The sequence below is a fragment of the Achromobacter sp. ISS7 genome (assembly GCF_056523125.1).
Window position 1 is genome coordinate 2,966,099 of record NZ_JAWRZD010000001.1, and the last position, 25,512, is coordinate 2,991,610.

Consider the following 25,512-nt stretch of genomic DNA (forward strand, 5'->3'; position numbering starts at 1 on the left):
GCCTAGCGGCGCGCGCCCGTCAGCGGCCGGGGCGGCGCCGGCGGCGCGGGTTCGAGGGGCGCGGCCTGCAGCGACTGGATTTCCAGCGGCGAACGGGCCTGGGCCACGCAGGGCAGGATCCAGCCCTCTTCCTTTTCATCGCGCGACAGGCCCGGCCATTCGATGCGGTAGGCGATCTCGCCTTCCAGCATCAGGCACATGCAGGCGCGACAGGTGCCGTTGCGGCAGGAACTGGGCAGCTTGATGCCGGCGGCCTGCGCGGCCGCCAGCACGGTCGAATCGGCATTCGCCTCGAAGCGCAGGCCGGACGGTTGCACCAGGACGGGAAAGGCGGGCATGGTCGGCGGAATCATTCGTCTTGTGGGGACGCCGGCGCGGGCCGGCCTTCAGGGCGGGCCCTGGGAGGCCGGCGCCCGCTCAGGCGGGATGGTCCTGCCAGTCCAGCTGCCAGGCGCCGGACAGCACGTTCTGCAGCCACAGCGTGCAGGTCAGGGTCTTGGCGTCGGTGACTTCGCCCTTGGCGCAGGCCGCGAACAGTTCCTCTGGATGGGCACTGAAGACGTCGAGGAATTCATCCTGGTCCAGCTGTTGCGGACCGGCGCGCAAACCGCGCGCGAAGTAGATGTGGATGATCTCGGTGGAATAGGCGATGGCCAGGTGCAGCGCGCCGGCGCGGGCCCACTGGGTGGCGGTATAGCCGGTTTCCTCGAGCAGCTCGCGCTTGCCGCAGGCCAGCGGGTCTTCGCCCGGATCGAGTTTGCCGGCGGGAAATTCGGTCATGACGCGGCCGATCGGATAGCGGTACTGGCGCTCGAGCAGCACGCGGCCGTCGTCCAGCAACGGGATCACCACCACCGCGCCGGGGTGCACCACGTACTCGCGCGTCGAGGTGTGGCCGTTGGGCAGGCGGACGGTGTCGTTGCGGACCTTGAGGAAGCGGCCGTCGTAGGCGGGCTCGCTGGAGACGCGTTCTTCGAACAGATGGGAATCGGGCTTGTCGGTCATGGCGCGGCGTGGGAAGGGGCAGGCGCCGGCGCGCAAAGGCGGCCGACGCGAAGAGCTTGCAGCTTACCATCGCGCCCGTCATGGCTGCGTCACGGCCGCGGCGCGCAAGCGCTGGCGGCGGGCCGCGCGCGCGGCGGCTGACCCGCGCCAATTCCGCGCCAATTCCGCGCTGGCGGCCGCGCGGTGTTCAGCCGTCGACGCGGATCACGATCTTGCCGAAGTGGCGGCCCGAGGCCAGGTGCTCGAAGGCGGCCGGCGCCTCGTCGAAGCCGTAGACGCGGTCGATCACCGGCGCGATGCGCGCCCGATCGACCAGCCGCGTCACGTCCTCCAGCATCTTGCGGCTGCCCACGAAGATGCCTTCCAGGCGCTTGTTGCCGGCGATCAGCGCCAGCGGCGACACCGGCACCGAGGCGAAGCCGCTGACGCCGCCAATGATGCCGACCGCGCCGCCATGGCGCACCGCCGCGATCGAGCGTTGCAGCGTGCCTTCGCCGCCCACTTCCAGAACCACGTGGGCGCCTTCGCCGCCGGTCGCGCGCAGCACTTCGTCCTGCCATTCGGAGTGGTCGCGGTAATTGATCAGGTCGTCGGCGCCGAGCTCGCGGGCCCGCGCCACCTTGTCGTGGCTGGACGAGGTGATGATGGCGCGCAGGCCCGCGGCCTTGGCCAGTTGCAGGCCCCAGATCGAGACCCCGCCGGTGCCCAGCAGCAGCGCGGTCTGGCCGGCGCGGGCGCGGCCGGCGACGAACAGCGCGTTCCAGGCGGTGACGGCGGCGCACGGCAAGGTCGCGGCCTGTTCGTCCGACAGCGAGTCGGGAATCGCCACCAGCGAATGCTCCGAGAAGACGACCTCGCTGGCCAGCACGCCGTCGCTGGCGGCGCCGGGCGCCCGCGCGGTGTTGGCGGGCGTGGGCTCGCCGTCGATCCAGTCCGGCAGGAAGGCGCCCATGACCCGGTCGCCCGCCTTGAAGCGCGTGACGCCGGCGCCCACCGCCAGCACCTCGCCGGCGGCGTCGGAGGCCGGCACCACGGGGCTGCCCGCCACCTTCAGGTAATCGCCACGGGCGACCATCAGGTCGCGGAAGTTGAGCGAGACGGCCTTGATGCGCACGCGCACCTCGAAGGGGCCGGGTTCGCGCGCCGTCTGCGCCACGCGCTGGAGCGAGCCGATGCCTTGGCCGGGAGTGATCTGGTATGCCTGCATGATGATGTCCTCTGGGTGATTTGCGGAGCGCCGCCCAACACAGGGCGGCGCGGTATGGGTACGATATAGGGGAATAAGACTACCCAGTGGCGGCATTTATTCACTTGAATGTCGCCTGATTGGAACCAATATCCGCAGGAAAGCCCCATGGCCACTCCCTACTCCCACGACCGCCTGGGCGGCATCGAGGTCTTCGTGCAGGCCGCCGAGGCCGGCAGTTTCGCGCTGGCGGCCGACCGCCTGAACCTGACGCGCTCGGCGGTCGGCAAATCGATCGCCCGGCTCGAGGCGCGGCTGGGCGCGCGCCTGTTCCACCGCACCACGCGCCAGCAAAGCCTGACGGACGCCGGCCAGGCCTACTACGACCGCTGCGTGCGGGCCCTGACCGAGCTGTACGACGCCGAAGCGGAACTGGACAGCGGCCGGCGTTCGCCGCAGGGCCGCTTGCGGGTCAGCGCGCCGCTGGTGTTCGGCCGCCATTGCGTGGCGCCGGTGCTGCGCGACCTGGCCGCGCAGCACCCGCAGCTGCAGATCGATATTTCCTTCAACGACCGCGTGGTGGACCTGATCGAGGAAGGCTACGACCTGGGCATCCGCATCGGCCCGCTGCCCGACAGTTCCAGCCTGGCGGCGCGCCGGCTGGGCCTGCAGACCATGGGCATCGGCGCCTCGCCGGCCTACATCGCCGCGCACGGACGCCCCGTCACGCTGGACGAGATGCGCCAGCACGCCGGCGTGGTCTATGCCCACGGCGGCGTCGAGAAAGGCTGGTCGGTGATGGGGCAGGACGGCCAGGTGATCCAGCTGCACCTGCCGCCGCGGCTGCGGCTGGACGACCTGCAGGCCATCGCCGACGCCGCCATCGCGGGCGCCGGGCTGGCGTGGCTGCCTTGCTGGATGCTGACGCACTACGTGCGCACCGGCGAACTGGATGTGCTGATGCACGGCGACCGGATGGCGGCGCAGGACGTGCATGCGGTCTGGCCGCAGGCGCGCTACCTGCCGTCCAAGACGCGCGCCGCGATCGACGCGCTGGCGGCGCGGGTGCCGGCGATGCTGGCGAAATAGCGGCTGCGCGGGCCGCGCAACGCGAATCAACGTAGCGCGGCGCGATGCCGGCACGCTCCGTGGCGGGCCAGTATCGCAGGGGACGTGTCAGTCGAACTTGCGGCGGGCGTCCAGCGCCAGGCCGGCGCCGATGCTGCCGAACAGGTCGCCCTCGACACTGCGTGCCTGCGGCACCAGCGCCGAGACGCAGTCGCGCAGGCGCGGCACGCGGCTCGAACCGCCGGTGAAGAACACCGTATCGACGTCCACGGGCGCGACGCCCGCGTCGCGCAGCAGGGTGCCCACGGTCTGCTCGATCTTCTCGATCAGCCGCGCCACGCTGGTGTCGAACGACGGCCGCGTCACCTCCACGCCCAGCTCGGGCGCGATGCGCGACAGGTCGATGCGCGCGGCGGGGCCTTCCGACAGCGCGATCTTGGCCTCTTCCACCTGCACCGCCACCCAGTGGCCGGCGCGCTGCTTGACCAGGTTCAGCAGCAGGTCGATCTTGTCGCGGTCGCCGGCCTCGGCGCGGATATAGGCGAAATGCTCGGCGGCCTTGCGGGTGTAGGCCTGGTTGATGGTGTGCCAGCAGGCCAGGTTGCCGTACTGCGTGGACGGCACGTCCTTGCCGCTGCGCAGCTGGCTGCCCAGGCCCAGCAGCGGCATGACGTGCGCCAGGCTGAGCTGCTTGTCGAAGTCCACGCCGCCGATGTGCACGCCGCCATAGGCCAGGATGTCCTCGCGGCGGTCCGGCTTGGCGGCGCGGCCCGGCCCCAGGCGGATCAGCGAGAAGTCGGAGGTACCGCCGCCGATGTCGATGACCAGCACCAGTTCCTCGCGGTCGATCTGCGACTCGTAGTCGAAGGCCGCGGCCAGCGGCTCGAACTGGAATTCGATGTCGGTGAAGCCGACGCTATGCGCGATCTCGCCCAGCGTGTCCTGCGCGGTCTGGTCGGCGGCGGGGTTGTCGTCGACGAAGAACACCGGCCGGCCCAGCACGGCGCGCGTGAAGTCGCGGCCGGCGGCGGTCTCGGCGCGGCGCTTGAGTTCGGCGATGAAGCGCGTCAGCAGCACGCGGAACGGGATCGAGCGGCCCTGCACTTCGGTGGAGCCGTCGATCAGCGAGCTGCCCAGCAGGCTTTTCATCGAGCGCATCAGGCGCCCGTCATAGCCCGCCAGGTAGTCGGAGATGGCCGCCCGGCCGTAGCTGACCTCGGCATCCTCGTCGTGGAAGAAAATGGCCGAGGGCAAGGTGGTCTTGCCGTCTTCAAGGGCGAGGAGCGCGCGCTGGTCGGGGCGGCTCCAGCCGACGGTGGAGTTCGACGTGCCGAAGTCGACGCCGCATGCGGTGGAAATCATGGAAATTCGGGGGGCTGAAAGCAAAACGGCGCACAAGTGTAGCCGCAACCGCCCGAAACGCCATGTCAGCCCGGGCGGCGCAGCGCCACGGCCACGAAAACCAGCGTCACGGCGGCGGCCAGCAAGCCGCCGGAAAAACCGGTGACATACCCCATCCGGGCCGCCAGGCCGGTGATGAGCGACGAGGTCAGGATCTCGCCCAGGTCGCGCGCGCTCTGCACCGCGGTCATGTCGGTGCCGGCCTGCGCCCCGCGCGCGGCAAAGCGCATCGCCAGCGTCATCATCGCCACCGAGGCCGCGCCGGCGCCAAAGGCGCCCAGCGCCTGCGCCGCGTAGGCGGCGGCGGTCGGCTGCGGCGCCCAGCCCTGGGCCTGCGCCAGCCAGGCCAGCGCCGCCGCGCCCGAGGCCGCCAGGCCAAGCGCCAGCGCGCCGCGCGCGCCGATGCGCCCGACCAGCCAGGCGCCGCCGCCGCAACCCAGCAGCACGGTCACCGCGCCCCCGGCCATGCCGAGGCGGCCCACCGCCTCCACCGCCCAGCCCGCGTCCACCAGGAACAGCTTGGACAGGCCGTAGCCCGCTACCGCCGTCATCGCCGACAGGAACGCCGCCAGCACCAGCGCCCAGGCGCCCGGCCGGCGCGCGAAGCCGGCCAGCGTGGCGCGGCGGGCGGCGGCGGGCAGCGCGGTTTCGCGCCAGCCCAGCGCCATCAGCAGGCTGAAGGCCACCACCGCGGCCAGCAGCGCCAGCGCGCCGCCCTGCCCCAGCCAGCCCGCCAGCACCAGGCAGCCCGGGCCGCCGGCAAAGAAGCCGATCATGGTGCCGCCCACCTGCACGGCGTTGGCGCGCGCCAGCGCCTGGCCCTCGAAGCGCTCGGCGGTCAGGCCGTCGGTGGCGATGTCCTGCGTGGCGCTGGCCAGCGAGGCCAGCGCCATCAGCGCCACCACCCACGGCGCGCTGGCCGCGGACACGCCGGTCACGGCCACCGCCGCCAGGCACGCCAGCACGATGCCCTGCATCGGCAGGATCCAGCTGCGGCGCCGGCCCCGCGCCGGCCGGTAGCGGTTGTCGACGAGCGGCGCCCACAGGAATTTCAAGACCCACGGCAGCCCCACCAGCGGCAGCCAGGCCAGCGCGTGCAACGGCGCGCCGTCGCGCCGCAGCAGCGTCGGCAGCGCCTCCATCGCCACCCCCAGCGGAATGCCTTGGGAAAAATAGAGCGCGCCGATCATGATGAACAGGCGCGCGTTCGCGGTTTGCTTCACGTCGATTTCCTTCAAGCTTGCGTTGCCGCGGCCACGCGGCGGTGTTCACTGCCCTGCCCGGGCGTGACGAACAGGATGCGGGCCGGACAGGCCACGTGCAGGCGGTGCCAGACGCCGCGCGGCACCACGGCGCCGCGCCGCGCGTCCAGCAGCACGTCGGTCTCGGCGCCGGCCTCGTCCATCAGCGTCAGCACGACGCGGCCTTCCAGCACACAGAGCATTTCCTCGCCGGCCGGATGCCGTTCCCAGACGTCGCCGTGCACGTCGGCATCGCTGGCCGCCGCCTTGATGCCGACCAGCCAGCCCTCGTGCGGCGCCAGGCGCCGCAGCTTGCCGATGTCGCGCATGCCGCCATCGCCGGCCAGCGCCATGAAATGATCGAGCCAGTCGAACACTGGCGCGGGGCTCATTGCCGCCATCTCGTCTCTCCTTCAGAAAAGGATGGACGGCGCGTCCGCGCCGTCCATCGGTCGCCGCCCGCTCAGTACTCGGCCCGCAGGGTCAGCATGACGTTGCGCGGCTCGCCGTAGCGGTTGTTCCAGGCCGTGCCCGACAGGCTCTGGTAGTAGCCGCGGTCGAACACGTTGTTGACGTTGAGCGCCGCGGTCAGGTGCTTGTCGACGCGGTAGGCCAGGCGCAGGTCCACCAGCGCGTAGCCGCCCTGGCGCAGCGTGACCGGGCCCGAGACGGTCGAGTAGCCGGATTGCACCTGCAGTCCGCCGCCCACGCTCAGGCGCCGCTGCATCGTGGGCAGCGCGTAGTTCGTCCACAACCGGAAGATGTGCTTGGGCGTGAAGCTGGCGAAGGGCTGGCCGCCGACCTGCGTGTCGGTCAGGTACTTGCTGGTGTTGAAGGTGTAGCCGGCCGCCACCGTCCAGTACGGCGTGATGTTGCCGCTGGCCTCGGCCTCGAACCCGCGGCTGCGCACCTCGCCGCCCGCCACGTAGTAGCAGTTCTGGCCGACGCAGGGCCAGTCCGGATCCTGCTGCGCGCGGTTCTTCTGGCGGATCTGGAACGCGGCCAGCGACACGTTCAGCGCGCCGTCCATCAGTTCGCCCTTGATGCCGGCCTCGTAGTTGGTGCTGGTGACCGGGTCCAGCCCCTGGCCCTCGCGCGTCAGCTGGCTCTGCGGCTGGAACACCTCGGCATAGCTGCCGTACAGCGACCACTGGCGGTCCAGGTCGACGATCAGGCCGCCGTAGGGCGTGAATTCAGGATCGATGCGCTGGCGCGAACCAGGCGCGTCCTGGTTCCACCAGCTCATGCGCCCGCCCAGCACCAGGGTCAGCGGGTCGGCCAGCGAGAAGCGGCCCATGCCATACACGCCCTGCTGGCGCGCGCGCGTCTCGCCGGGCGAGGTGTAGGGGCCGACGCCAGGCTCCGGCACGCTGTGCGGATCCCAGTCGAACACGTTCACCGGCACGCGCAGCGCCGGCGTCAGTTGGCCGGTGTACTGCTCGGTGGTGGTGCGCTGGGCATTGCCGCCGAACAGCAGCTCGTGGCGGCGGCCGAACAGTTCCACCGGGCCGCTGACGTAGGCATCGACGCTGGCCTGGGTGTTGTCGAATTTGTAGGCGCCGCCCATCAACCCCGAGCCCAGGCCGGTCTGGCGGTCGATCGCGCCATAGGCGCCGGCGTACTTCAGGTTGCTGTCGGCGGTGAGGTAGTTGGCGCTGACCTTGGCGCTCCAGCCCTGGCCGAAACGGTGCTCCAGGTCGGCGAACACGCGCGTCGTGTTCCAGTTGAAACGGTCCCACGCGGCGTCCAGGTAGGTCGAGCGCTTCAGGCCGATATCGCCGCCGTCCTTGTAGCGCGGCACGCCCGCCATGTTGGTGGTGGAGCGGATGCGCTGGTACTGCAGGCCGGCCGACAACACCGTGTCCGGGCCCAGGTCGACCTCGCCGATGCCGTAGAACAGCGCCGACTTCTGGTCCGCCACGTCGTAGAAGTAGCCGCGGTCCTCGAAGGCCGTGACAATGCGGCCGCGCACGCTGCCGCTGTCGTTGAGCGGGCCGCCCAGGTCGGCCTCGGCGCGGTAGCGGTCCCAGCTGCCGGCGCTGAGCGCGCCGCTGAAGGCGAACTCGCGCTGCGGACGCTTGCGCACCAGGTTGACGGTGGCGGCGGGGTTGCCGGCGCCATGCAGCAGGCCGTTGGCGCCGCGCAGGATCTCGACCCGCTCGTATACCGCCATGTCCTGCGGCGACGCGGCCATGTTGCCCATCAGCACCGGCACGCCGTCCTGCTCGTACGAATCGACCTTGAAGCCACGGGCGTAGTAGGCGGTGGTCAGCAGTTGATAGGGCTGCACCGTGATGCCGGTGGCGTGCTGCATCACCTCGTCCAGGCTCTGCAGGTTCTGCTGCCGCATCTGTTCCTGGCCGATCACCGTGATCGACTGCGGCGTCTCACGCACCGTGAGCGGCAGCTTGCCCAGCGTCGGGGCCGGCGTAGCGCCGGCGTGTTCTCCGCTGACCGTCACCGCGGGCAGCGTGGCCGCATCGCCGGCGCCGTCCGCCAGCGCCGGCCCCGCCGCCGTGATCGCCAGCCAAAGCGGCCAATGTCGCACCGCCGTCTTGCGCGGCCGTGCCGCCCTGTTCCTGAACCTTGATCGCACCGCCGTTCCTCTTTCCTGGTTACTGAGAATTATTCTCAGGCCATTCTAGAGAGCGGCCGGCGCCGCCACTGGCGATTGCGGAAGTCTCGCTATCGATTGCGGAAGTTTCTGGCCGCCAGCGCGGATCAGGCGCCGGTCGATCATGGCGCGGCGGCGGACGCCGCCACGCCTGCCGCGATCAATACTCGGCGCGCACGGTCAGCATGAGGTTGCGAGGCTCGCCGTAGTAGTTGGTCCAGTTGGCGTCGTTCAGGCGCTGGTAGTAGACGCGGTCGAACAGGTTGTTGGCGTTCAGCGCCACCGTGACGTGCTTGTCGACGCGGTAGGCCACGCGCATGTCGACCAGGGCATAGCCGCCCTGGCGCAGCGTGATCGGCCCGGCCACGTTGTGGAAGTCCGACTGCACCTGCACGCCGCCGCCGATGCTCAGGCGCCGCTGCCACGCGGGCAAGGCGTAGTCGGTCCACACGCGCAGGATGTGCCTGGGCGTGAAGCTGGCGTAGGGCTGGCCTTCGCGGCGCGTGTCCACCTGGTACGCGGTGGTGTTGAAGGTGTAGCCCGCCGCCACTGTCCAGTAGGGCATGATGGCGCCGGCGGCCTCGGCCTCGAAGCCACGGCTGCGGACCTCGCCGCCGGCGACGGAGGGGCAGCGCCTGCCCACGCACGCCACCGAGGGATCGGCCTGGGCCCGGTTTTTCTGCTGGATCTGGAACAGCGCCAGCGACACGTTGAGCGCGCCGTCCATCAGCTCGCCCTTGACGCCGGCCTCTTGGTTGGTGCCCGTGATCGGATCGAGCGCCTGGCCGTTGCGGTCCAGGTCGGTCTGCGGCATGAACACCTGCGCGTAACTGCCATAGAGCGACCATTGCCGGTCCAGGTCGACGATCAGGCCGCCATAGGGCGTGAACCTGCCGTTGTTGCGCTGGCTCGATTTGCGCGATTCCAGCCGGCTCCAATCCATGCGCCCGCCCAGCACCAGCGTCAGCGGATCGGCCAGCGAGAAGCGGCCCATGCCGTACACGCCCTGCTCCCGTTCGCGGTTGACGCCCGCGGACTTGTAGGAGCCAATGTCGTAGCCGGGCACGTCGCGCGGATGCCAGTTGAACACGTCCATCGGCATGTTCAGCTGGGGACTGGTGACGTCGGCGTTCAGGTTCTCGTACGAGGTTCGCAGCGAGTTGGCGCCGAACAGCAATTCGTGGCGCCGACCGAACAGTTCGACCGGACCGCCGACGTAAGCGTCGACGCTGGTCTGGCTGTTGTCGTACCGGATACCGCCGCCCGACAGCTTGGCGCCCAGGCCGGTCTGGCGATCGATTCCGCCATTGACGGTGAGGTACGTCATCTCGGAATCGGAACGGAGATGGTCGACGCTGATCCGCGCGTGCCAGCCCTGGCCGAAGCGGTGATCCAGGTCGGCGAACACGCGCGTCGTGTTCCAGTCGGAACGGCTGCCGGCGGACTCCAGGTTGACCGAGCGCCGCAGGCCGAGCGGCGCGCCGTCCTTGTAGCGCGGCAGCCCGCCCATGCTGGGCGGCGGATGCGAGCGCACGCGGCTGTAATGCAGGCCGGCCGACAACACGGTGTCCGGCCCCAGGTCGACCTCGCCAATGCCATAGAACAGGCCGGTCTTCTGGTTCGCGTTTTCATAGAAGAAGCCGCGGTCGGCCATGACGCCGACGACGCGGCCACGCACGCTGCCGCTGTCGTTCAGTGGCCCGCCCAGGTCGACTTCGGTGCGATAGTTGTCCCAGCTTCCCGCGCTGAGTTCGCCGCCGAAGGTGAATTGCCGTTGCGGGCGCTTGCGCACCAGGTTGACGGTGGCCGACGGATTGCCGGCGCCATGCAACAGGCCGTTGGCGCCGCGCAGGATTTCGACCCGCTCGTAGATGGCCGTGTCTTCGGGCGCGGCGGCGCGGTTGCCCATCATCGCCGGCACGCCGTCCTGTTCGAAGGATTCGATCTGGAAGCCGCGCGCGAAGTACGCGGTGGTCAGGTGATGGTGCGGCTGCACCGTGATGCCGGTGGCGTGGCGCATGACGTCGTCCAGGCTTTGCAGGTTCTGCTGGCGGATCTGGTCCGGGCCGATCACGGAGACCGATTGCGGCGTTTCACGCACGCTGAGCGGCAGCTTGCCCAGCGACGGCTGCGGCGCGGCGGGCTCGCGGGCGCCGCTGACGGTGACCGCGGGCAGCGTCGGCGCCTCCCTGGCGCTATCGGCCAGGGCCGGCCCCGCCGCCGCCAACGCCATCGCCGGCCAGAGCCGCCAGCAATGGGCGGCCCTTTTGCACGCCCGGGGGCTGAAACGTGAGCGCATGCGTACTTCTCCTTCTTTGTTACTGAGAATTATTCTCATACAATTTCGAGGAGAAACCGCAACGCCCTGGCGTTTGCATAGGCCTTGCTATGGCGAACGCGAAACCCGGGATCGCACCGCGCGAATGACAGAAAAGGTTCGGGGCAAACGCAGCCGCCGCCGGCAGCTCGCGGCGGCGACGTTCAGCGGCCGCTGGCCAGCGCGCTCGGCAGCACGCCGTAACGGCGCTGGAAGGCCTTGCTGAAGTGCGAATCGGTGTAGCCGCAGGCATAGGCGGCTTCCGACACGCTCATCTCGCCGGCGGCGAGCAGCGCGTGCGCTTGCGCCATGCGCTGCTCGCGCACGAAGGCGTAGACGCTGCAGCCGAACAGCTGGCGAAAGCCCGTGGTGAGCTTGTTGACGTTGATGCCGGCGTGGCGCGCCAGTTCGGGCAGGGTCGGGGGCTGTTGCAGGCTGGCCAGCACCAGGTCGCGCGCGTGATGCAGGCGCTCGGTGTCGGCCCGCGACAGTCCCGGCGGGACCAGCGCGACCGGAACCGGCTGCAGCGCGCCGAGCGCCAGCGCGGTCAGCTCCAGCGCCTTGGCGGACAGGTACATGCGCTTGAGCGCGCCCTGCATCGGGCAGGCCAGCATCTGCCGGCCCAGCGCCTGCAGCGGCGCCGCCAGCCGCAGGTTGGCGTCGGCATAGGCGGCGTCGCCGCGCGGGGCGCGCAGCAGGCGCGCGACATCCGCCGGTTCCAGCGACAGCGATTCGCGCAGGTGGTCGAGCGAGGTGCGCAGCGACACGAAGCGCAGCGAGCGGCGCGCGCCAAACTCGTGTTCCATGCGCAGCGCGTCGCGGCACAGGCTCAGGTGCAGCAGCGGCCCGCTGACCTGCGCGGCGGGCGCGCCCGGCACGCGATAGCGCAGCTCGCCTTCCAGCACCAGCACCAGCTTCAGGCCGGGCGCCAGGTCCTCCAGCACCCGTTCGCCGCGCTCGAAATGCAGCGTGCCGCCGGCCAGCGACATCGCGGGCGTGGCGGCGGAAACGGTCCAGTCGAGTTCGGGGTGCGGGTGGGTCACGGCGACGGACCCGACGCGGCGAGCCCTTTTATTGAGAGTGAATATTATTACCGTTTTCCGGGTTGTCGCGCCAACCCTGGCTGCGCGCGGCGCGGCGCATGGCCTGCGGCGGCTGGCCGTAGACCCGCAGGAAGGCGCGCCGCATGCGTTCGCTGTCGGTGAAGCCGACGCGCCGCGCCACGCTGTCGATGCTGCCGTCGCCGCTTTCGATCTGCGCCCGCGCGGTCTGGGCGCGAATGCGCTCGACCGCCTTGGCGGGCGTCTCGCCGGTTTCGGCCTTGAAGCTGCGCAGGAACTGGCGCGGGCTGACGCAGGCCACTTCCGCCAGGTGTTCCACCGTCAGCGCCGCGCCCAGGTTGCCGCGGATATGCTCCAGCACCGCGCGCATGCGCTCGCTGTCGGGCGCCAGGTCCTGCAGCGCCGAGAACTGCGACTGCCCGCCCGAGCGGCGGTGATAGACCACCATCTCGCGCGCGGTCTCGGCGGCGATCTCCACGCCCAGGTCGGCTTCGACCATGGCCAGCGCCAGGTCGATGCCGGCGGTGATGCCCGCCGAGGTCCAGGTATCGCCGTCGCGCACGTGGATGCGATCGGCCTCGACGCGGACGGCGGGATGGTTGCGCGCCAGCGCGGCGGCGTGGCGCCAGTGGGTGGTGGCGCGCAAGCCGTCGAGCAGGCCCGCGGCGGCCAGCACGCGGGCGCCGGTGCAGACGCTGGCCAATCGCCGGCCCGCCTGGCGCTGGGCATGCAGGTAGGCGCGCATGGCGGGGCTGAGGGCGCTTTCGCGCGCGCCTTCGCCGCCGGGCACCACCAGGGTGTCCACCGGCGCGTCGCGCCACGGCGCGGTCAGCACGCCGATGCCGCAGGAGCTGCGCACCTCGCCGCCCGTTTCCGACACGACCCGCACGGCATAGGCCGGCGCGCCCGCGCGACGCGCCAGCGAGCCGGCGGTCTGGAACACGGCCGCGGGGCCGGACATGTCGAGCAGCTGGAAATCGGGCACCAGCAGGAAGGTCACGGCGTGCGTCATGGCGGTGGAGCGGGGTTGGCGTTGGGGTTGGCGTTGGGGTTGGCGTTTATCGAGGGATTTATGTCATTCACGCCAAAGTGTGCGCCGCTAGAGTGATCGCTGTCAAACCGCGATCCTTGCCCCGAGTCCCCATGCCTGCCTCGCCCTCCCTGGCCACCGGCCGCCGCAACGCCCGCATCCTGGCCGTGTGCCAGGGGCTGTTCATCGCCGCCATCTCGATCGACCTGACGCTGACGGCCCTGACCGGCCACATGCTGGCGCCCGACAAGGCGCTGTCCACCCTGCCCTTCGCGCTGATCACGGTGGCCGGCGCGCTGGTCACCTGGTTCGCCTCGCTGCTGATGCAGCGGATAGGCCGCCGCAACGGCTTCGCGCTGGGCGCGCTGGCCGGCGCGGCGGGGGGCGGCATTTCGGTGTGGGCGGTGTTCCAGTCGGACTTCTGGATGTTCTGCGCCGGCACGGCGCTGGTCGGCGTGTTCCAGGCGTTCGCCCAGTACTACCGGCTGGCGGCGGCGGACGCGGTCGAGCCCGCCGCCAAGAGCCGCGCGATCTCGGTAGTGATGACGGGCGGCGTCATCGCCGCGATCGCCGGCCCGGCGCTGGCGGCCTGGAGCCGCGACCTGTTCGCGCCGGTGACCTTCGCCGGCGCCTACCTGATGGTGGCGTTGCTGGCGCTGCTGTCGGCCGCCCTGCTGTTCGGCTTCTACCGCGACATCGACGCGCCCGCGGCGGCCGCCGACGCGCAGGCCGGCCTGCCGGCCCGGCCGCTGCGCGAGGTGGCGCGCCAGCCGGTGTTCGTCGCCGCGCTGGCCAACAATGTGGTGGGATCGGTGTCGATGATGTTCATCATGACCGCCGCGCCGCTGGCGGCGGTGGCCTGCAGCCACAGCATCGGCGACGGCGCCAACATCATGCAGTGGCACCTGGTGGGCATGTACGCGCCGGCGTTCTTCGCCGGCACGCTGATCCAGCGCTTCGGCCTGCCGCGGATACTGGGCGCGGGCATGCTGCTGAACGTCGCCTGTTCGCTGATCGCGATGGCCTCGCCCTCGCTGCCGGCGTTCTATGCGGCGCTGTTCTGCCTGGGGGTGGGATGGAATTTCATGTTCGTCGGCGGCACCACGCTGCTGGCGCAGTCCTACCGGCCTTCGGAACGCGCCCGCGCGCAGGGCGCGGCGGAGATGCTGCGCTACGCCGCCACCGCCCTGGCCACGCTGGCGGCCGGACCGGCGCTGGACGCGTTCGGCTGGGAGGCCCTGAACGCGGCCATGCTGCCGGTGGTGCTGGCCGCGGGCCTGATGACCTGGCACTGGGCGCGCGGTTCGTCGCGCGCCGCCGCGGCCACCGGCCACGCGTAGGCGCCAGGGCGCTCGCCCGCGCGATCGCCGACGGCGCCGTCCACCGTTACTGCTGGCGGCGCTGTTCCAGTTCGCGCAGGCACTGGGCGACGCCCGCCTGCATCTGGGCGTTGGACACCGCGGCGCGGTCCGAGACTTCGCGGCAGCGCACGTACTCGGCCTGGCTCTCGGGCGAATCGCGGATCACGACCGGCGCCGAATTGGGATCGGGCGTGACGGTCATGCGCAAGGTGGAAGGCGGCGACAGGCTGCCGTCCTTGGAGCGCTGGCTGGGATATTGGTATTCCTGCGTGACCGGCGCCGCGCTCTGCGCCTGCGCCGCGCCGCCCAGGCAGACCAGGGCCAGCAGGACGGCGGTGATCGGGAGTTTCTTCATGTCGACCTCTCTTCGTTGAGCGCGCACCCAGGCCCGATGCTCGGCACGGTGGCGCGCCGGTCTATCGTAGCCGCGGGCGTGGCCCCGGGAAGTGCCAAGACGCTACGCGGGCGAGGAGATTTGTTTCTTGCGGTTTCCCGCGGCCGGTTCAGCGCGGCGCGGGCGGCTTGCCGGATGGTTTGCGTAAAGGCGCCAGTAAGGAAGCGAGACCGTTGTGGTCCAGCTCGTGCATCAGCGCCAGCAGGCGCCCCAGCTCGCCCGGCGGGAAGCCCTTGCGCGCGAACCAGGCCAGGTACGGGCCCGGCAGGTCGGCGATCAGCCGCCCCTGGTATTTGCCGAAAGGCATGACGCGCGTCACCAGCAGCTGCAGCAGTTCGGGATCCATGCGCCCTACCTTGCCGGCGCGGCGCCGAAGGCGATGTCGGCGGCGGGCACGGCGGCGATCTTCACGCCGAAGCTGGAAATGGACGAGAGCGTGGCGTTATGGTGCGCGCGGATCTGCGCGCCGGCCGCGTGCGGCTTGTCCTGGGTGGTGTGGGCGTCGGCCGCCAGCGTCACCGGATAGCCCAGCGCCGCGGCGCGGCGCACGGTGGTGTCGACGCAGAACTCGCTGGCGTAGCCGCACACCACCAGGTGGGTGGCCCCGGCTTGCGCCAGCGTGTCCGCCAGGCCGGTGCGCAGGAAGGAATCGGGCGTGGTCTTGTAGACCCGCGCGTCGCTGTCCGCCGGCTGCAACCGCGTATCCAGCTGCCAGCCCGGCTCGCCGTGCGCCAGCTTGCCGCCGGGCGCTTCGTGCTGCACGTAGATCACCGGCACGGACGCGGCGCGGGCGCGCGCGGCCAGGTCGTTGATGCGCGCCAGCACGGCGCCGGCATCGGCGGGTTCGGGCTTGGTCTCGAACAAGGCGCGTTGCACGTCGATCACGATCAGGGCGGAGGTCATGGTTTCCTTGGCGGTGGCGAATGGGGGGAAGCGCGGCGGGATGCCGGAGCGTGGCGGCGGGCTAGCCGCATTCGGCGCCCAGCAGGGCCGGGGGCCAGATGCGTGCATAGATCCAGAAGTGGCGCGGTTCGCCGCGCACCTGGCGATAGTGGTGCAACAACCCTTCGCGCTGGAAGCGGCAGCGCTCCAGCACGCCGGCCGACGCGGTGTTGGTATCGAGCACCGTGGCCTGCACACGCGCCAGGCCCAGCGTCTGCAAGGCCCAGCCGGTGACGGCCTCGCAGGCTTGCGAGGCGATGCCGCGGCGCCAATGCGATGGCGCCAGGTCGTAGGCGATCTCGGCGCGGCGCGCGCCCGGCGCGATCTCGTTCAGCCCGATGGTGCCGATCAGGCGGTCGTCGGCCTCGACGATCGCCAGGCGCATCGCGTGCGTGGCGACCGGATCGGCGTAGCCGCGGATCAGCCGCACCAATGCGTCCGGGCCGTCCAGCTGCCAGCTGGTGTGGCGGGTCACGTTGTCGTCGCTGAGATAGGCGTACCAGGCGGCGGCGTCGGCGTCGCGCAGGGGGCGCAGGCGCAGGCCGGCGATGCCCAGGTCGGGGGCCTGCTGGGGCCAGTCGGCAAGAGGGAGGGACATGATGCGAAAGGCGTCGAAAGGGAAGCGCCGGCGCATGCTTGCCCCGGCCGTCCACAGCTTAACAGGCTCGCGCCGCTCAGAAATCCAGGCGTCCCTTCAATTCGCCGAACGGCACCATGACGTGTTCGCGATAGGCGGGACGCTGTTGCAGCCGCTCGTACCAGGCGCGCACGTTCGGCAACGGCGCGTGGGCGATGTCCAGCTCGTAATAGCGGTACAGCGCGGTAGCCGCGGGAATGTCGGCCAGCGTCAGCGCCTCGCCGCCGAGATAGGGTTGCGTGGCCAGCACGGCATCCAGCTGGCGCAGGCAGGCATGGGTATTGGCCAGGGCGCGGTCGATGGCGGCCAGGTCGCGCTGCGGCTCGGGGGTGCGGTAGTAGCCCCAGAACACGCCCACCAGGAAGGCCGGCTGCAGCGCCGTCTGGGCCCAGTCCATCCAGCCGTCGGCGCGCGCGCGACGCGCCGGATCGGCCGGCCAGAAGGCCGCGGCGCCATGGCGCGCGGCGAGATAGCGCAGGATCGCGTGCGACTCCCACACCACCGTGTCACCTTCGCGCAGCAGCGGCACCCGGCCGTGCGGGTTCATCCGCAGGAACTCGGGCGTATCGAGCAGGCCGTGCTGGCCGCCGGCCAGCACATGGTCATAGGACAGGCCCAGCTCGCCCGCCAGCCACAAGACCTTCTGCACATTGAATGAACTGCGCCGGCCCCAGATCGTCAGCATTGCACGGTCTCTTTTCAACGACGGCATCAGCCAGCCACGACGATGCGCGGCTCGCAGTTCACCGGGAAATTCACCGAATTGGCGATATAGCAGAAATGATGGGCGCGGGCATGCAGCGCCTCGGCCAGGCCGGCGTCGCCGCCCGCGGCGATAGTGACCTCGGGCCGCAGCGTGACCGAGGCGAAGGCGCCGCCGCGTTCGGGGTCTTCGCGCATCACGCCGTGCGCGTCGTCGCGATACGCGGTGACGACGATGCCCTCGACCGCGCACAGGTGCAGGTACCAGAGCTTGTGGCAGGCCGACAGCGACGCCACCAGCAGGTCTTCGGGATTCCAGCGCGCCGCGTCGCCGCGGAACGCGGGGTCCGCCGAGCCGGCGATGTCGGGCTTGCCGGGCGCCTGCACCAGGTGGTCGCGGGCATAGGCGGTATAGCTGGCTGTGCCCTTGCCGGTGTTGCCGGTCCAGGTCACGGCGACGTCGTAATGGTGTTCGCCTTTCATTGCGGGATCCTCGGGGCGCGCCGCGGCGGCGCGCAAAGAGCGTTAGCGTAGCGCAAGCGCCGCGCGGCGGGAACCGGACGGCGGGCGGCGCTAGGGCGGCACGGTGTCAGGATAGGCGGCGACGTGCGGCCCGTGATCGAGCCAGGGCACGTCGTATGCGGTATGGATATGCGCCACCGGCCGCGCGCCGGGATCGTCGTCGAGCGTGGCCACTCGCAGGATGACCTGCGGCTGGGCCACCCAGTGCGCCATCAAGTGGGCGCCGCAGGCGGTGCAGAAGTGGCGGATCTTGCCGGGGGATGATTCGTACGCGCCCAGCGAGGCGGCGCCCCGGGTCCAGCGGAAATCCTCGCGCGCGACCCGCGCGGTCGACGCGAACGCCGCCGCGTGCGCCTTGCGGCAGGTCGTGCAATGGCAATGGACGATCGGCCCGGCCAGGCGGTCCGCCTCGTAGGCCACGGCGCCGCACAGGCAGCTTCCCTTCATGATGGACTCCTTCGCGCCCGCCGCGCCATGCCGCGGGCCTGCCGGCCAGCGTAGCGCGGGCCGCCCCGACGCGCCGCGCCGATACGGCCAGGATCGCGGGCAGCGGCGGACAAGCGCGGCAAGCAGGCGGCCCGGGAATGACGCACGCACGCCATCGCGGCCCGGCGTGGCGCCTTGCCTTTACATCCCGTTTCAGCAAGGATGGCGTGGCGTCCGTATCGTGGGCGCACCGCTACACAGGAGCTCGCCATGATGAAAACCACCTTGACCTGCACCCTGACAGTCGCCCTGCTTGCCGGCTGCACCCCCTCCAAACCCATCAGCGCGCGCTCGGTACCCGTGGACAACCACACGGCCCGCAACGCGCTCGACTGGCCCGGCAGCTACGAAGGCACGCTGCCCTGCGCCGATTGCCCCGGCATCCGCACCCGCCTGACGCTGATGAAGGACGGCCGCTACGAGCGCGCCACCCAGTACCTGGACCGCGAGCCGCAACCCGAGACCGTGGCCGGCACCTTCAGCTGGGAATCCGATGGCAGCACCATCCGGCTGGACGCCTCGGGCGACAGCCAGCGCTATTTCATCGCCGAGAACCAGGTGATCATGCTGTACCGCGACGGCACCCGTCCGACCGGCCCGCTGGCGCCGCACTACGTGCTGCGGCGCGCGCAGTAACGCGGCGTAATCGGCCGCGCGCCGGTCGCGGGGGGCCGACGCCGCCGACGCCCCGCAAGCGCGCCGCTTCCGGCTATTCTCTGGGCTGCACATGCCGCGCCCCCCGACCCCGGCGGCGCCCCCGAGGAAGGAAGATCCATGAAGACCGACCACGAACTGCTCGACGCGTTTGCCCCGACGGGCACGCTGCGCGCCTCCATCAACCTGGGCAACCCGATCCTGGCCAACAGCCATCCCGACACCGGCGCCCCCGGCGGCGTGTCGGTCGACCTGGCCACCGAACTGGCGCGCCGGCTCGACGTGAAGCTGGAGCTGGTGGTGTTCAAGTCCGCCGGCGAGTCCGTCAACGCGGTCGCCGCCGAGCAGGCCGACGTGGGTTTTTTCGCGATCGACCCGCTGCGCGGCGAGCAGATCGCCTTCACCGCGCCGTACGTGGTGATCGAGGGCGCCTACTTGGTGCGCGACGATTCCCCCATCACCCGCATGGAAGAGGTGGACCGCGCCGGCCAGCGCGTGGTGGTCGGCAAGGGCAGCGCCTACGACCTGTACCTGACGCGCGAGATCAAGCACGCCGAGCTGTTCCGCGCGCCCACCTCGCCCGCGGTGGTCGACACCTTCGTGAAGGAAAACATGGAAGTGGCCGCCGGCGTCAAGCAGCAGCTGCAGGCCGACGCGCAGCGCCTGGGCGGCCTGCGCCTGCTGGACGGCCATTTCATGCTGATCCGCCAGGCCATGGGCGTGCCCAAGAGCCGCGGCGCCAAGGCCAGCGCCTATCTGGCCGCCTTCGTCGAAGCCATGAAGAAGAGCGGTTTCGTCGCCGAGGCGCTGGCGCGCCACAAGATCCAGGGCGCCGCCGTGGCGCCGCTGGAAGCCGCGCCGCAATAAGAAAGCGAGGCCGCAGCCTCGCTCGATTGCGCGCGCCGCCACGCGAGGCGAACCGTCGATGGCGCCCCGGCATGCGGGACGCCATCGACGGAAAGCGCCGCCGCCGTCAGTGGCTGATCATCCAGGGCCGCGAGCCCGCGAAGGATTTGGCGCCGTCGGCCGCGGTGCGGGTCTTGCCGGACTTGCGTCCGCCCGCACAACAACCGCAATTCATGCCGTGGCCCGCACGCGAGCTGCGCGGTTCGTTCGCGCTGCGTTCGTTGGCGGCATGGGCGCGGTTGACGGCCGACGACAACGCCGAGATCGCGGGCGCGCCGCCGACGATGCGGTCGGACGCCGCGCCGCATCGCGGGCAGTCGGCCGGATCGCGCCATTGCGCCAGCGGCCGCAGCGCCGCGAACTCGCCGCAGTCGGCGCAGGCGTAGTCATACATGGGCATAGGGGTCTCCTTCGTCCCGGCCTCAGCGGTCGCGCGACAAGGGCATATCGACGCCGCCCTTGACGTGCTTGACCGGCCCCGACGCCGACGGCTGGATGTCGAAATCGAAGATCTCGGTCGGCAGCCACAGCGTGGCGCAGGAGTTCGGAATGTCCACCACCCCGCTGATGTGCCCCTGCACCGGCGCGCAGCCCAACAGCGAATAGGCCTGCGCCCCCGAGTAGCCGAATTTCTTCAGGTATTCGATGGCGTTCAGGCAGGCCTGGCGATAGGCCACGTTCACGTCCAGGTAGTGCTGCTTGCCGCCCTCGTCCACCGAGATGCCTTCGAAGATCAGGAAGTCCTTGTAGGCCGGCGTGATCGGGCTGGGCTTGAAGATCGGATTGCGGATGGAGTACTTGTCCATGCCGCCCTTGATCAGCGTGACGCGCATGTGCACCCAGCCGGCCATCTCGATGGCGCCGCAGAACGTGATCTCGCCATCGCCCTGCGAGAAATGCAGGTCGCCCACCGACAGGCCGCCGCCCTTGACGTAGACCGGGAAGAACACCCGCGCGCCGCGCGACAGGTCCTTGATGTCGCAGTTGCCGCCGTGCTCGCGCGGCGGCACGGTGCGCGCGCCCTCGCCCGCCGCGCGGTCGCGGTCGGCGCCCTGCAGCGCGCCCATGTGCGCCGTCTTGGGCGCCGGCGGATTGGCCAGCGGCGGCACGCGGTTCGGGTTGGTGTCGATCAGCGCCTGCTCGCGCTGGTTCCAGGTGTCCAGCAGCTTCTTGTCGGGCAGGCAGCCGATCAGGCCGGGATGGATCAGCCCAGCGAAATTGACGCCCGGGATATGCCGCGACGAGGTGAACATGCCGTGGAAATCCCAGATGGATTTCTGCGCATGGGGAAAATGATCGGTAAGGAAGCCGCCGCCGTTGGTGCGGCTGAAGAAGCCGTTGAAGCCCCACAGGCTGTCGGGCTTGGCGCCGATGTCCAGCAGGTCCACCACCAGCAGGTCGCCGGGCTCGGCGCCTTCGACGCCGACGGGGCCGGACAGGAAGTGCACGGTGGACAGGTCGACGTCGCGCACGTCGTCGGCGCTGTCATCGTTCTTGATGGCGCCGCCGGTCCAGTCGTAGGTTTCCAGGATGAAATCGTCGCCGGGCTTGACCCAGACGGCCATCGGGATGTCCGGGTGCCAGCGGTTGTGGATCTGCTTGTTCTCGTACGGGGACTGGGTCAGGTCGACCTGGATGAGGGTGTCGGTCATTCTCTTTCATCTCCAACGTAACGTGTTGATAAAACAGAACTTCAGCCGGAGGGCGCGTCCAATTTCGCGTGCGTGGATTGGATCTTCGATTCCTTGACGTGTGAACGATGGTAGACGCGTTTGGAGCGATTGCCATACTGGTTTTCCATGCAGCACACGGCCGCGCAGGACAGCGCCCGCCCGGCGCCGCATCGCGCCTCCAACCTTGACGCTGCGTGAAACTTCCACTTACACTTCGCGAGCCTAAAAGGGCCCATCTGGCGCCAACGCGGCTCAACGCGGCGGTTTGCGATGCCAACACGCGCATGCGGCCGCCATCCTCCAGCGATTGCGGTTCCTGCCGCCCCCCTCCCGAGCGCGCCACGCCATGGTTGCTTCCGTCATTCTCGGCATGCTCTGCGTGCACTTGCTTTGCTTTTGCGCCATGTTCCTGCTGATCAGCCGGCGGCTGCGCGACAAGAAGATGGGCACGGACGTGTTCGCCGCCGGCCACCTGCTGCTGGGCATCGCCTACATCCTGCAATTGCTGGCCCCGCCGCCCGGCTCGTGGGGCATGAGCATCGTCAACCACACGCTGACGCTGTGCGCCCCGATCGCCTACGTCTTCGGCGCGATCCGGTTCTTCAACCGGCCCATTCCCGTGCTGTACCCGATGCTGGCCGTGGCGGCCGTCTACACCGCCGCGCAAGTGCTGGTGGAAGCCGTGTGGGGCACGGCGGCGCGGCATGCGCTGCTGGCGGCCTCGTGCGCGCTGCTGTTCCTGGCGATGACGCTGGCGCTGCTCTACGGCGCGCGCACCTTCGCCCGCGACCTGCGCCTGGAGATGATCGTGTTCTCCTTCCTGGTGGGCGGCATCTGCGCGCTCAACGCGGCGAAGTTCGTCCTGATCCTGGATGGCGGCATGCCGGCCCTGGACATGCAGAGTTCGTTCCAGACGGCGTTCTACCTCTATATGTCGTTCCTGGGAACGGTGCTGCCGCCGGCCGTGGTGTGGCTGATCCTGCGGCGCCTGACCGACGAACTGCGCACCATGGCCACGCGCGATCCGCTCACGGGCCTGCTGAACCGGCGCGGCCTGATGGACGGGCTGGAGGCGCACTTCCGGGTCCGCCACGCCGCCCCCTCGCGCCTGCTGATCGTGGACATCGATCGCTTCAAGCAGATCAACGACACCCACGGCCATCAGATCGGCGACCAGGTATTGAGCCGGGTGGCGCAGGTGCTGCAGCACACGGTGCGCCAGGGCGACCTGGTGTGCCGGCTGGGCGGCGAAGAGTTCGTGGTGGTGGCGCTCGGCAGCGACCACGAAGGCGCCATGCACCTGGCGGAGCGGCTGCGCGAGGCGATCGCCCACGCCCAGGTGCCCGGCGGCCGCGCGCAGGGGCCGATCCGCTGCACCGCGACCATCGGGGTGTCGCACGGCTTTGCCGGCACGCAGGCGCTGGACGACATCATGCGGCAGGCGGACGCCGCGCTGTACCGCGGCAAGATGTCCGGACGCAATCGCGTGGAGTGGGCGGATGAGGCGCCCGCGCTGCGCGTCGCGGTGCAAACCCCGGCCTGAACCCGGCGGCGCGGCGCCCGGCAGTTATGATGCGCCCATCGCATTAATCGCGCGGCCCCGCCGCGCCGGAAGCCCCCGCCCATGATCCTGCCTCGCCCCCTGTCCGCCCTGCTCCTGCTCGCCGCCACCCTGCCCCTGGGCGCCGCCCACGCGGCCGAGGAATGCGTGGCGCGGTTCGATGCCAGCATGGCCCGCTATCAGGAGGCCGTGAAGGTGCAGAAGGGACGCGAGACCGCCAACTGGCAGGAGCTGAACGCGCCGCTGTGCCAGGGCCGGCTGGACCTGCTGGACATGGAGTTCGAGCTGGTCGATGACTACGAGCAGTGCGCGCGCGACGGCGGAAAATTCCCCGAGAAGACCGTGACTGCAATGCAGAGCCAGCCGGACAACCTGGCCGCGCGCAAGACCGCCTGGATCGACACCTGCGGTCCGTACATGAAGCAATAGCGCGGCCGCGGCGCAACGCGGGCCGCGCCACCGCTACGGATGACGGCCTGCCGCGTCAGGCGACCGCCGCCGGGGCCGGCCGCGGGAAGAAGATGGCACGGCCGGGATCGAAGTCGTAGCGGCTTTCGAAGTCGGTGGCGTCGGCGGCCAGTGCCAGCACCGAGTCGAGGATGAAGTCGGCCTTGGCGTCGGACAGCAGCACGCTGAAGTTCAGGCGGATGAAGCCCGGCTTTTCGATCTCGCGGCCATCGAGGATGGCCTGGCGCATGCGCGCCGACTCGGCCTCGTCGATCTCCAGCAGGTGATGCACGTACGGGCCGGCGCAGGCGCAGCCGCCGCGCGCCTGGATGCCGAAGCGGTCGCTCAGCATGCGCGTGACCAGTTGCTGGTGCACGTAGCCGCCCTGGCCGTTGCGCACGCGGAAGGAGAAGATCGGCAGGCGCGGGGCGCTCAGCGAACCCAGCAGTTCCAGGCGGGGGTCATCCTGCCAGCGGGCCAGCGCGCGCTGCACGAAGGCCGCATTGCGCCGCGCCATGAGCTCGGCGCCGAGCGCGTCCTTGACCAGCAGCACCAGCGCGGCGCGGATGTCGCCGACCACGTTGGGGGTGCCGGCCTCTTCGCGCGCCTCCAGGCTGGCGCTGTAGTCGTGGCCGCTGGGCGAGACGAACTTGACGGTGCCGCCGCCCGGGAAGGTGGGCGTGGCGCAAACCACGGCATCGCGTCGCACGATCAGGATGCCGGACGCGCCAGGACCGCCGATGAACTTGTGCGGCGAGAACACGATGGCGTCGATGGCCGCATCGGCCGCAGGCGTCATGCGGATGTCCAGGTACGGCGCGCCGCCGGCGTAATCCCAGATCATCCGGGCGCCGGCGCGCTTGACGCGGCGGGTGATGGCTTCGACGTCGGTGACGATGCCGGTGACGTTGGAGGCGGCCGACAGCGCGCAGATGACCAGCGTGTCGTCCGGCGCCTGCAGCGCGGCGTCCAGGGCGGCCAGGTCCGGGCCGCCTTGCGGGCTTTCCGCCAGCACGACGATGTCGGCGCCGCATTCGCGCCACGGCAGGATGTTCGAGTGGTGTTCGTAGGGCCCCATGACGACGCGCACCTTGCGGCCCGCCGCCAGCGCGGCCGGCACGCCGAACAGGTGCACCAGGCGGTTGATGCCCATGGTGGCGCCGGAGCCGGAGAAGATCACGGCATGCTCGTCGCCCGCGCCGCAGCAGCGGCCGACCACGGCGCGCGCCTCGCGCCGCAGGCGTGTGATGAAGCCGCCGCAGAACGAGGCCTCGGTATGCGAATTGGCGTAGTACGGCAGCACGTGCTCGAGCACGAAGCGTTCGACCTGCATGAGCGCGCGGCCCGAGGCCACGTAGTCGGCGTAGACCAGCGGCTTGAGGCCGAAGGGTCCCTCGATGACGGCGTCCTTGCCGATCAGCCCGTCGGCCAGGCTGGCGACGATGTCGGAGGATTGCAGGGATTGCTGGAACTGGCGCAACGGCCCTGTGATGGCCGGGGTCGCTTGGGTAGACATGGTGCGGATACGGGGAAACGTCTGGCAGGAAAGTTAGCGAAATATCATACGATGGAAGGAAATTTGAAACCTCACCTAAATTTTCCTTAAAATAGCCAAAAACAGATCATTTGAACTGGATTATGGAAAAAATTGACAAGTTTGATCTGAATATCATTTCCTGCCTGCAGCGCGAGGGCTCGCTGTCGCAACGCGAGCTGGCCGACCGCGTCGGTTTGTCGCAGAACGCGTGCTGGCGGCGGCTGCAGCGGCTGAACGCCTGCGGCATCATCCGCGGCACCCGCGCCGAGGTGAACCTGGCCGAGCTCGGGCTGGACCTGACGGTGTTCGTGATGATCCGCACCAGCCACCACGCCAAGGAATGGGCCGACGGTTTCCGCAAGCACGTCGAGCGCCTGCCTGAAGTGACCGGGTTCTATCGCATCGGCGGCGACTGGGACTACCTGATCCAGGTGGTCTGCCGCGGCATCGCGGGGTACGACCGCTTCTACCAGAAGCTGATCACCGATTTCGAGCTGTCCACGGTGACGGGCTTCTTCAGCATGGAAGCCATCATCGAGAACCGGCCGCCCGACCTGGGGTTGCTGCACGAGTCCGCGGGCACGACGTAGCAATGGCCCACGCGGGATAGCCGCGGCGCACGCGCGGGCAACCTGGCCGTCAGGACATCCACGGACGCAATGTGACGCCGCCCGGCGGCGGGTTTCCGGACGGCCACGGCGGCGCCGCCGCTTGAATTACTTGCAGTCATGTCTCCCGGGGCGGCTTATATCCACGGGTTATCCCGG

General features: G+C 70.2%; 27 protein-coding genes. 7 read left to right on the forward strand and 20 right to left on the reverse strand.

Annotated features, from left to right (window positions below):
- Window positions 1-2: 2 nt before the first annotated feature.
- The 3 genes from AC1HFW_RS13305 to AC1HFW_RS13315 form a co-directional block, all read right to left on the reverse strand.
- Entirely contained in the window at window positions 3-338 is a 336-nt protein-coding gene (locus AC1HFW_RS13305) for a 2Fe-2S iron-sulfur cluster-binding protein (protein WP_479283779.1), read from the reverse strand.
- Window positions 339-417: 79 nt separating this feature from the next.
- Window positions 418-1,005, reverse strand: a complete 588-nt coding sequence (locus AC1HFW_RS13310) for an NUDIX domain-containing protein (protein WP_035361760.1) — start codon at window positions 1,003-1,005, stop codon at window positions 418-420.
- Between the two features lie 187 nt (window positions 1,006-1,192).
- Complete coding sequence (locus AC1HFW_RS13315) at window positions 1,193-2,212, reverse strand: zinc-dependent alcohol dehydrogenase family protein (protein WP_479283781.1); 1,020 nt, start codon at window positions 2,210-2,212, stop codon at window positions 1,193-1,195.
- A 147-nt stretch (window positions 2,213-2,359) separates the two neighbouring features.
- Here AC1HFW_RS13315 and AC1HFW_RS13320 point away from each other — a divergent pair, with 147 nt between their 5' ends.
- Entirely contained in the window at window positions 2,360-3,280 is a 921-nt protein-coding gene (locus tag AC1HFW_RS13320; protein WP_006396090.1) for a LysR family transcriptional regulator, read from the forward strand.
- Window positions 3,281-3,367: 87 nt separating this feature from the next.
- Here the strand turns inward: AC1HFW_RS13320 and AC1HFW_RS13325 are convergent, their stop codons facing one another.
- The 7 genes from AC1HFW_RS13325 to AC1HFW_RS13355 all read right to left on the reverse strand — a co-directional run bounded on the left by AC1HFW_RS13325 (window position 3,368) and on the right by AC1HFW_RS13355 (window position 12,905).
- Window positions 3,368-4,621, reverse strand: coding sequence for an Hsp70 family protein (locus AC1HFW_RS13325; RefSeq protein WP_006396091.1), 1,254 nt, complete (start codon window positions 4,619-4,621; stop codon window positions 3,368-3,370).
- 65 nt (window positions 4,622-4,686) lie between these two features.
- Complete coding sequence (locus tag AC1HFW_RS13330; RefSeq protein WP_116520387.1) at window positions 4,687-5,850, reverse strand: RhtX/FptX family siderophore transporter; 1,164 nt, start codon at window positions 5,848-5,850, stop codon at window positions 4,687-4,689.
- A 44-nt stretch (window positions 5,851-5,894) separates the two neighbouring features.
- Window positions 5,895-6,293 carry a cupin domain-containing protein gene (locus AC1HFW_RS13335; RefSeq protein WP_061074111.1) on the reverse strand — a complete coding sequence of 133 codons (399 nt, stop codon included), beginning with the start codon at window positions 6,291-6,293 and terminating at the stop codon, window positions 5,895-5,897.
- A gap of 71 nt (window positions 6,294-6,364) precedes the next feature.
- Entirely contained in the window at window positions 6,365-8,449 is a 2,085-nt protein-coding gene (locus AC1HFW_RS13340) for a TonB-dependent siderophore receptor (protein WP_479283784.1), read from the reverse strand.
- A 226-nt stretch (window positions 8,450-8,675) separates the two neighbouring features.
- Window positions 8,676-10,814 carry a TonB-dependent siderophore receptor gene (locus AC1HFW_RS13345; RefSeq protein WP_479283786.1) on the reverse strand — a complete coding sequence of 713 codons (2,139 nt, stop codon included), beginning with the start codon at window positions 10,812-10,814 and terminating at the stop codon, window positions 8,676-8,678.
- A 182-nt stretch (window positions 10,815-10,996) separates the two neighbouring features.
- On the reverse strand, window positions 10,997-11,875 hold the full coding sequence (locus tag AC1HFW_RS13350) for a helix-turn-helix transcriptional regulator (protein ID WP_479283788.1): 879 nt from the start codon (window positions 11,873-11,875) through the stop codon (window positions 10,997-10,999).
- 28 nt (window positions 11,876-11,903) lie between these two features.
- Entirely contained in the window at window positions 11,904-12,905 is a 1,002-nt protein-coding gene (locus tag AC1HFW_RS13355) for a GlxA family transcriptional regulator (RefSeq protein ID WP_241074725.1), read from the reverse strand.
- 131 nt (window positions 12,906-13,036) lie between these two features.
- Here AC1HFW_RS13355 and AC1HFW_RS13360 point away from each other — a divergent pair, with 131 nt between their 5' ends.
- Entirely contained in the window at window positions 13,037-14,263 is a 1,227-nt protein-coding gene (locus AC1HFW_RS13360; protein ID WP_116520324.1) for an MFS transporter, read from the forward strand.
- 46 nt (window positions 14,264-14,309) lie between these two features.
- Here the strand turns inward: AC1HFW_RS13360 and AC1HFW_RS13365 are convergent, their stop codons facing one another.
- The 7 genes from AC1HFW_RS13365 to AC1HFW_RS13395 all read right to left on the reverse strand — a co-directional run bounded on the left by AC1HFW_RS13365 (window position 14,310) and on the right by AC1HFW_RS13395 (window position 17,928).
- The gene (locus AC1HFW_RS13365) at window positions 14,310-14,639 is read right to left on the reverse strand and encodes a hypothetical protein (RefSeq protein ID WP_479283790.1); all 330 of its coding nucleotides are present in this window, start codon (window positions 14,637-14,639) and stop codon (window positions 14,310-14,312) included.
- Between the two features lie 148 nt (window positions 14,640-14,787).
- Entirely contained in the window at window positions 14,788-15,024 is a 237-nt protein-coding gene (locus tag AC1HFW_RS13370; protein WP_198483197.1) for a DUF3820 family protein, read from the reverse strand.
- A 5-nt stretch (window positions 15,025-15,029) separates the two neighbouring features.
- On the reverse strand, window positions 15,030-15,581 hold the full coding sequence (locus AC1HFW_RS13375) for a cysteine hydrolase family protein (RefSeq protein WP_479283792.1): 552 nt from the start codon (window positions 15,579-15,581) through the stop codon (window positions 15,030-15,032).
- A 61-nt stretch (window positions 15,582-15,642) separates the two neighbouring features.
- Window positions 15,643-16,218 carry a GNAT family N-acetyltransferase gene (locus tag AC1HFW_RS13380; RefSeq protein ID WP_479283793.1) on the reverse strand — a complete coding sequence of 192 codons (576 nt, stop codon included), beginning with the start codon at window positions 16,216-16,218 and terminating at the stop codon, window positions 15,643-15,645.
- Between the two features lie 76 nt (window positions 16,219-16,294).
- Complete coding sequence (locus AC1HFW_RS13385; protein WP_479283795.1) at window positions 16,295-16,942, reverse strand: glutathione S-transferase family protein; 648 nt, start codon at window positions 16,940-16,942, stop codon at window positions 16,295-16,297.
- Between the two features lie 26 nt (window positions 16,943-16,968).
- Window positions 16,969-17,442, reverse strand: coding sequence for an OsmC family protein (locus tag AC1HFW_RS13390; protein WP_006396111.1), 474 nt, complete (start codon window positions 17,440-17,442; stop codon window positions 16,969-16,971).
- Window positions 17,443-17,532: 90 nt separating this feature from the next.
- A complete protein-coding gene (locus AC1HFW_RS13395) occupies window positions 17,533-17,928 on the reverse strand; it encodes a GFA family protein (RefSeq protein ID WP_479283797.1) in 396 nt (131 codons plus the stop codon).
- 249 nt (window positions 17,929-18,177) lie between these two features.
- On the opposite strand from AC1HFW_RS13395, the gene AC1HFW_RS13400 reads away from it, so the two are divergent.
- Together AC1HFW_RS13400 and AC1HFW_RS13405 are read left to right on the forward strand one after the other, a co-directional pair.
- Window positions 18,178-18,603, forward strand: coding sequence for a copper resistance protein NlpE (locus tag AC1HFW_RS13400; protein ID WP_061074104.1), 426 nt, complete (start codon window positions 18,178-18,180; stop codon window positions 18,601-18,603).
- A gap of 138 nt (window positions 18,604-18,741) precedes the next feature.
- The gene (locus AC1HFW_RS13405) at window positions 18,742-19,488 is read left to right on the forward strand and encodes an ABC transporter substrate-binding protein (protein ID WP_006396114.1); all 747 of its coding nucleotides are present in this window, start codon (window positions 18,742-18,744) and stop codon (window positions 19,486-19,488) included.
- Between the two features lie 106 nt (window positions 19,489-19,594).
- Here AC1HFW_RS13405 and AC1HFW_RS13410 read toward each other — a convergent pair whose 3' ends face one another.
- On the reverse strand, window positions 19,595-19,927 hold the full coding sequence (locus AC1HFW_RS13410) for a zinc ribbon domain-containing protein (protein WP_006396115.1): 333 nt from the start codon (window positions 19,925-19,927) through the stop codon (window positions 19,595-19,597).
- A gap of 22 nt (window positions 19,928-19,949) precedes the next feature.
- Entirely contained in the window at window positions 19,950-21,179 is a 1,230-nt protein-coding gene (gene fmdA / locus AC1HFW_RS13415) for a formamidase (RefSeq protein ID WP_479283800.1), read from the reverse strand.
- Between the two features lie 367 nt (window positions 21,180-21,546).
- Between fmdA and AC1HFW_RS13420 the strand changes: the two genes are divergently transcribed.
- Window positions 21,547-22,743, forward strand: a complete 1,197-nt coding sequence (locus AC1HFW_RS13420; protein ID WP_479283802.1) for a GGDEF domain-containing protein — start codon at window positions 21,547-21,549, stop codon at window positions 22,741-22,743.
- 81 nt (window positions 22,744-22,824) lie between these two features.
- The gene (locus tag AC1HFW_RS13425) at window positions 22,825-23,190 is read left to right on the forward strand and encodes a hypothetical protein (RefSeq protein ID WP_241144186.1); all 366 of its coding nucleotides are present in this window, start codon (window positions 22,825-22,827) and stop codon (window positions 23,188-23,190) included.
- Window positions 23,191-23,245: 55 nt separating this feature from the next.
- On the opposite strand, the gene AC1HFW_RS13430 is transcribed toward AC1HFW_RS13425, so the two are convergent.
- Entirely contained in the window at window positions 23,246-24,724 is a 1,479-nt protein-coding gene (locus AC1HFW_RS13430; protein ID WP_479283804.1) for an aminotransferase class V-fold PLP-dependent enzyme, read from the reverse strand.
- Between the two features lie 122 nt (window positions 24,725-24,846).
- Between AC1HFW_RS13430 and AC1HFW_RS13435 the strand changes: the two genes are divergently transcribed.
- Window positions 24,847-25,335: an Lrp/AsnC family transcriptional regulator gene (locus AC1HFW_RS13435; RefSeq protein ID WP_479283806.1), complete on the forward strand. Its 489-nt coding sequence runs from the start codon at window positions 24,847-24,849 to the stop codon at window positions 25,333-25,335.
- Window positions 25,336-25,512: the final 177 nt, after the last annotated feature.

Bases quoted from the DNA above. Each gene is read 5' to 3' on its own strand.
- AC1HFW_RS13305 (WP_479283779.1), bottom strand. From the start codon at position 338: ATGCCCGCCTTTCCCGTCCTGGTGCAACCGTCCGGCCTGCGCTTCGAG.
- AC1HFW_RS13320 (WP_006396090.1), top strand. From the start codon at position 2,360: ATGGCCACTCCCTACTCCCACGACCGCCTGGGCGGCATCGAGGTCTTC.
- AC1HFW_RS13390 (WP_006396111.1), bottom strand. From the start codon at position 17,442: ATGAAAGGCGAACACCATTACGACGTCGCCGTGACCTGGACCGGCAAC.
- AC1HFW_RS13375 (WP_479283792.1), bottom strand. From the start codon at position 15,581: ATGACCTCCGCCCTGATCGTGATCGACGTGCAACGCGCCTTGTTCGAG.
- AC1HFW_RS13395 (WP_479283797.1), bottom strand. From the start codon at position 17,928: ATGAAGGGAAGCTGCCTGTGCGGCGCCGTGGCCTACGAGGCGGACCGC.
- AC1HFW_RS13420 (WP_479283802.1), top strand. From the start codon at position 21,547: ATGGTTGCTTCCGTCATTCTCGGCATGCTCTGCGTGCACTTGCTTTGC.
- AC1HFW_RS13355 (WP_241074725.1), bottom strand. From the start codon at position 12,905: ATGACGCACGCCGTGACCTTCCTGCTGGTGCCCGATTTCCAGCTGCTC.
- AC1HFW_RS13430 (WP_479283804.1), bottom strand. From the start codon at position 24,724: ATGTCTACCCAAGCGACCCCGGCCATCACAGGGCCGTTGCGCCAGTTC.
- AC1HFW_RS13370 (WP_198483197.1), bottom strand. From the start codon at position 15,024: ATGGATCCCGAACTGCTGCAGCTGCTGGTGACGCGCGTCATGCCTTTC.
- AC1HFW_RS13345 (WP_479283786.1), bottom strand. From the start codon at position 10,814: ATGCGCTCACGTTTCAGCCCCCGGGCGTGCAAAAGGGCCGCCCATTGC.
- AC1HFW_RS13385 (WP_479283795.1), bottom strand. From the start codon at position 16,942: ATGCTGACGATCTGGGGCCGGCGCAGTTCATTCAATGTGCAGAAGGTC.
- AC1HFW_RS13435 (WP_479283806.1), top strand. From the start codon at position 24,847: ATGGAAAAAATTGACAAGTTTGATCTGAATATCATTTCCTGCCTGCAG.
- AC1HFW_RS13400 (WP_061074104.1), top strand. From the start codon at position 18,178: ATGATGAAAACCACCTTGACCTGCACCCTGACAGTCGCCCTGCTTGCC.
- AC1HFW_RS13425 (WP_241144186.1), top strand. From the start codon at position 22,825: ATGATCCTGCCTCGCCCCCTGTCCGCCCTGCTCCTGCTCGCCGCCACC.
- AC1HFW_RS13315 (WP_479283781.1), bottom strand. From the start codon at position 2,212: ATGCAGGCATACCAGATCACTCCCGGCCAAGGCATCGGCTCGCTCCAG.
- AC1HFW_RS13310 (WP_035361760.1), bottom strand. From the start codon at position 1,005: ATGACCGACAAGCCCGATTCCCATCTGTTCGAAGAACGCGTCTCCAGC.
- AC1HFW_RS13380 (WP_479283793.1), bottom strand. From the start codon at position 16,218: ATGTCCCTCCCTCTTGCCGACTGGCCCCAGCAGGCCCCCGACCTGGGC.
- fmdA (WP_479283800.1), bottom strand. From the start codon at position 21,179: ATGACCGACACCCTCATCCAGGTCGACCTGACCCAGTCCCCGTACGAG.
- AC1HFW_RS13330 (WP_116520387.1), bottom strand. From the start codon at position 5,850: ATGATCGGCGCGCTCTATTTTTCCCAAGGCATTCCGCTGGGGGTGGCG.
- AC1HFW_RS13335 (WP_061074111.1), bottom strand. From the start codon at position 6,293: ATGAGCCCCGCGCCAGTGTTCGACTGGCTCGATCATTTCATGGCGCTG.
- AC1HFW_RS13405 (WP_006396114.1), top strand. From the start codon at position 18,742: ATGAAGACCGACCACGAACTGCTCGACGCGTTTGCCCCGACGGGCACG.
- AC1HFW_RS13325 (WP_006396091.1), bottom strand. From the start codon at position 4,621: ATGATTTCCACCGCATGCGGCGTCGACTTCGGCACGTCGAACTCCACC.
- AC1HFW_RS13360 (WP_116520324.1), top strand. From the start codon at position 13,037: ATGCCTGCCTCGCCCTCCCTGGCCACCGGCCGCCGCAACGCCCGCATC.
- AC1HFW_RS13410 (WP_006396115.1), bottom strand. From the start codon at position 19,927: ATGCCCATGTATGACTACGCCTGCGCCGACTGCGGCGAGTTCGCGGCG.
- AC1HFW_RS13365 (WP_479283790.1), bottom strand. From the start codon at position 14,639: ATGAAGAAACTCCCGATCACCGCCGTCCTGCTGGCCCTGGTCTGCCTG.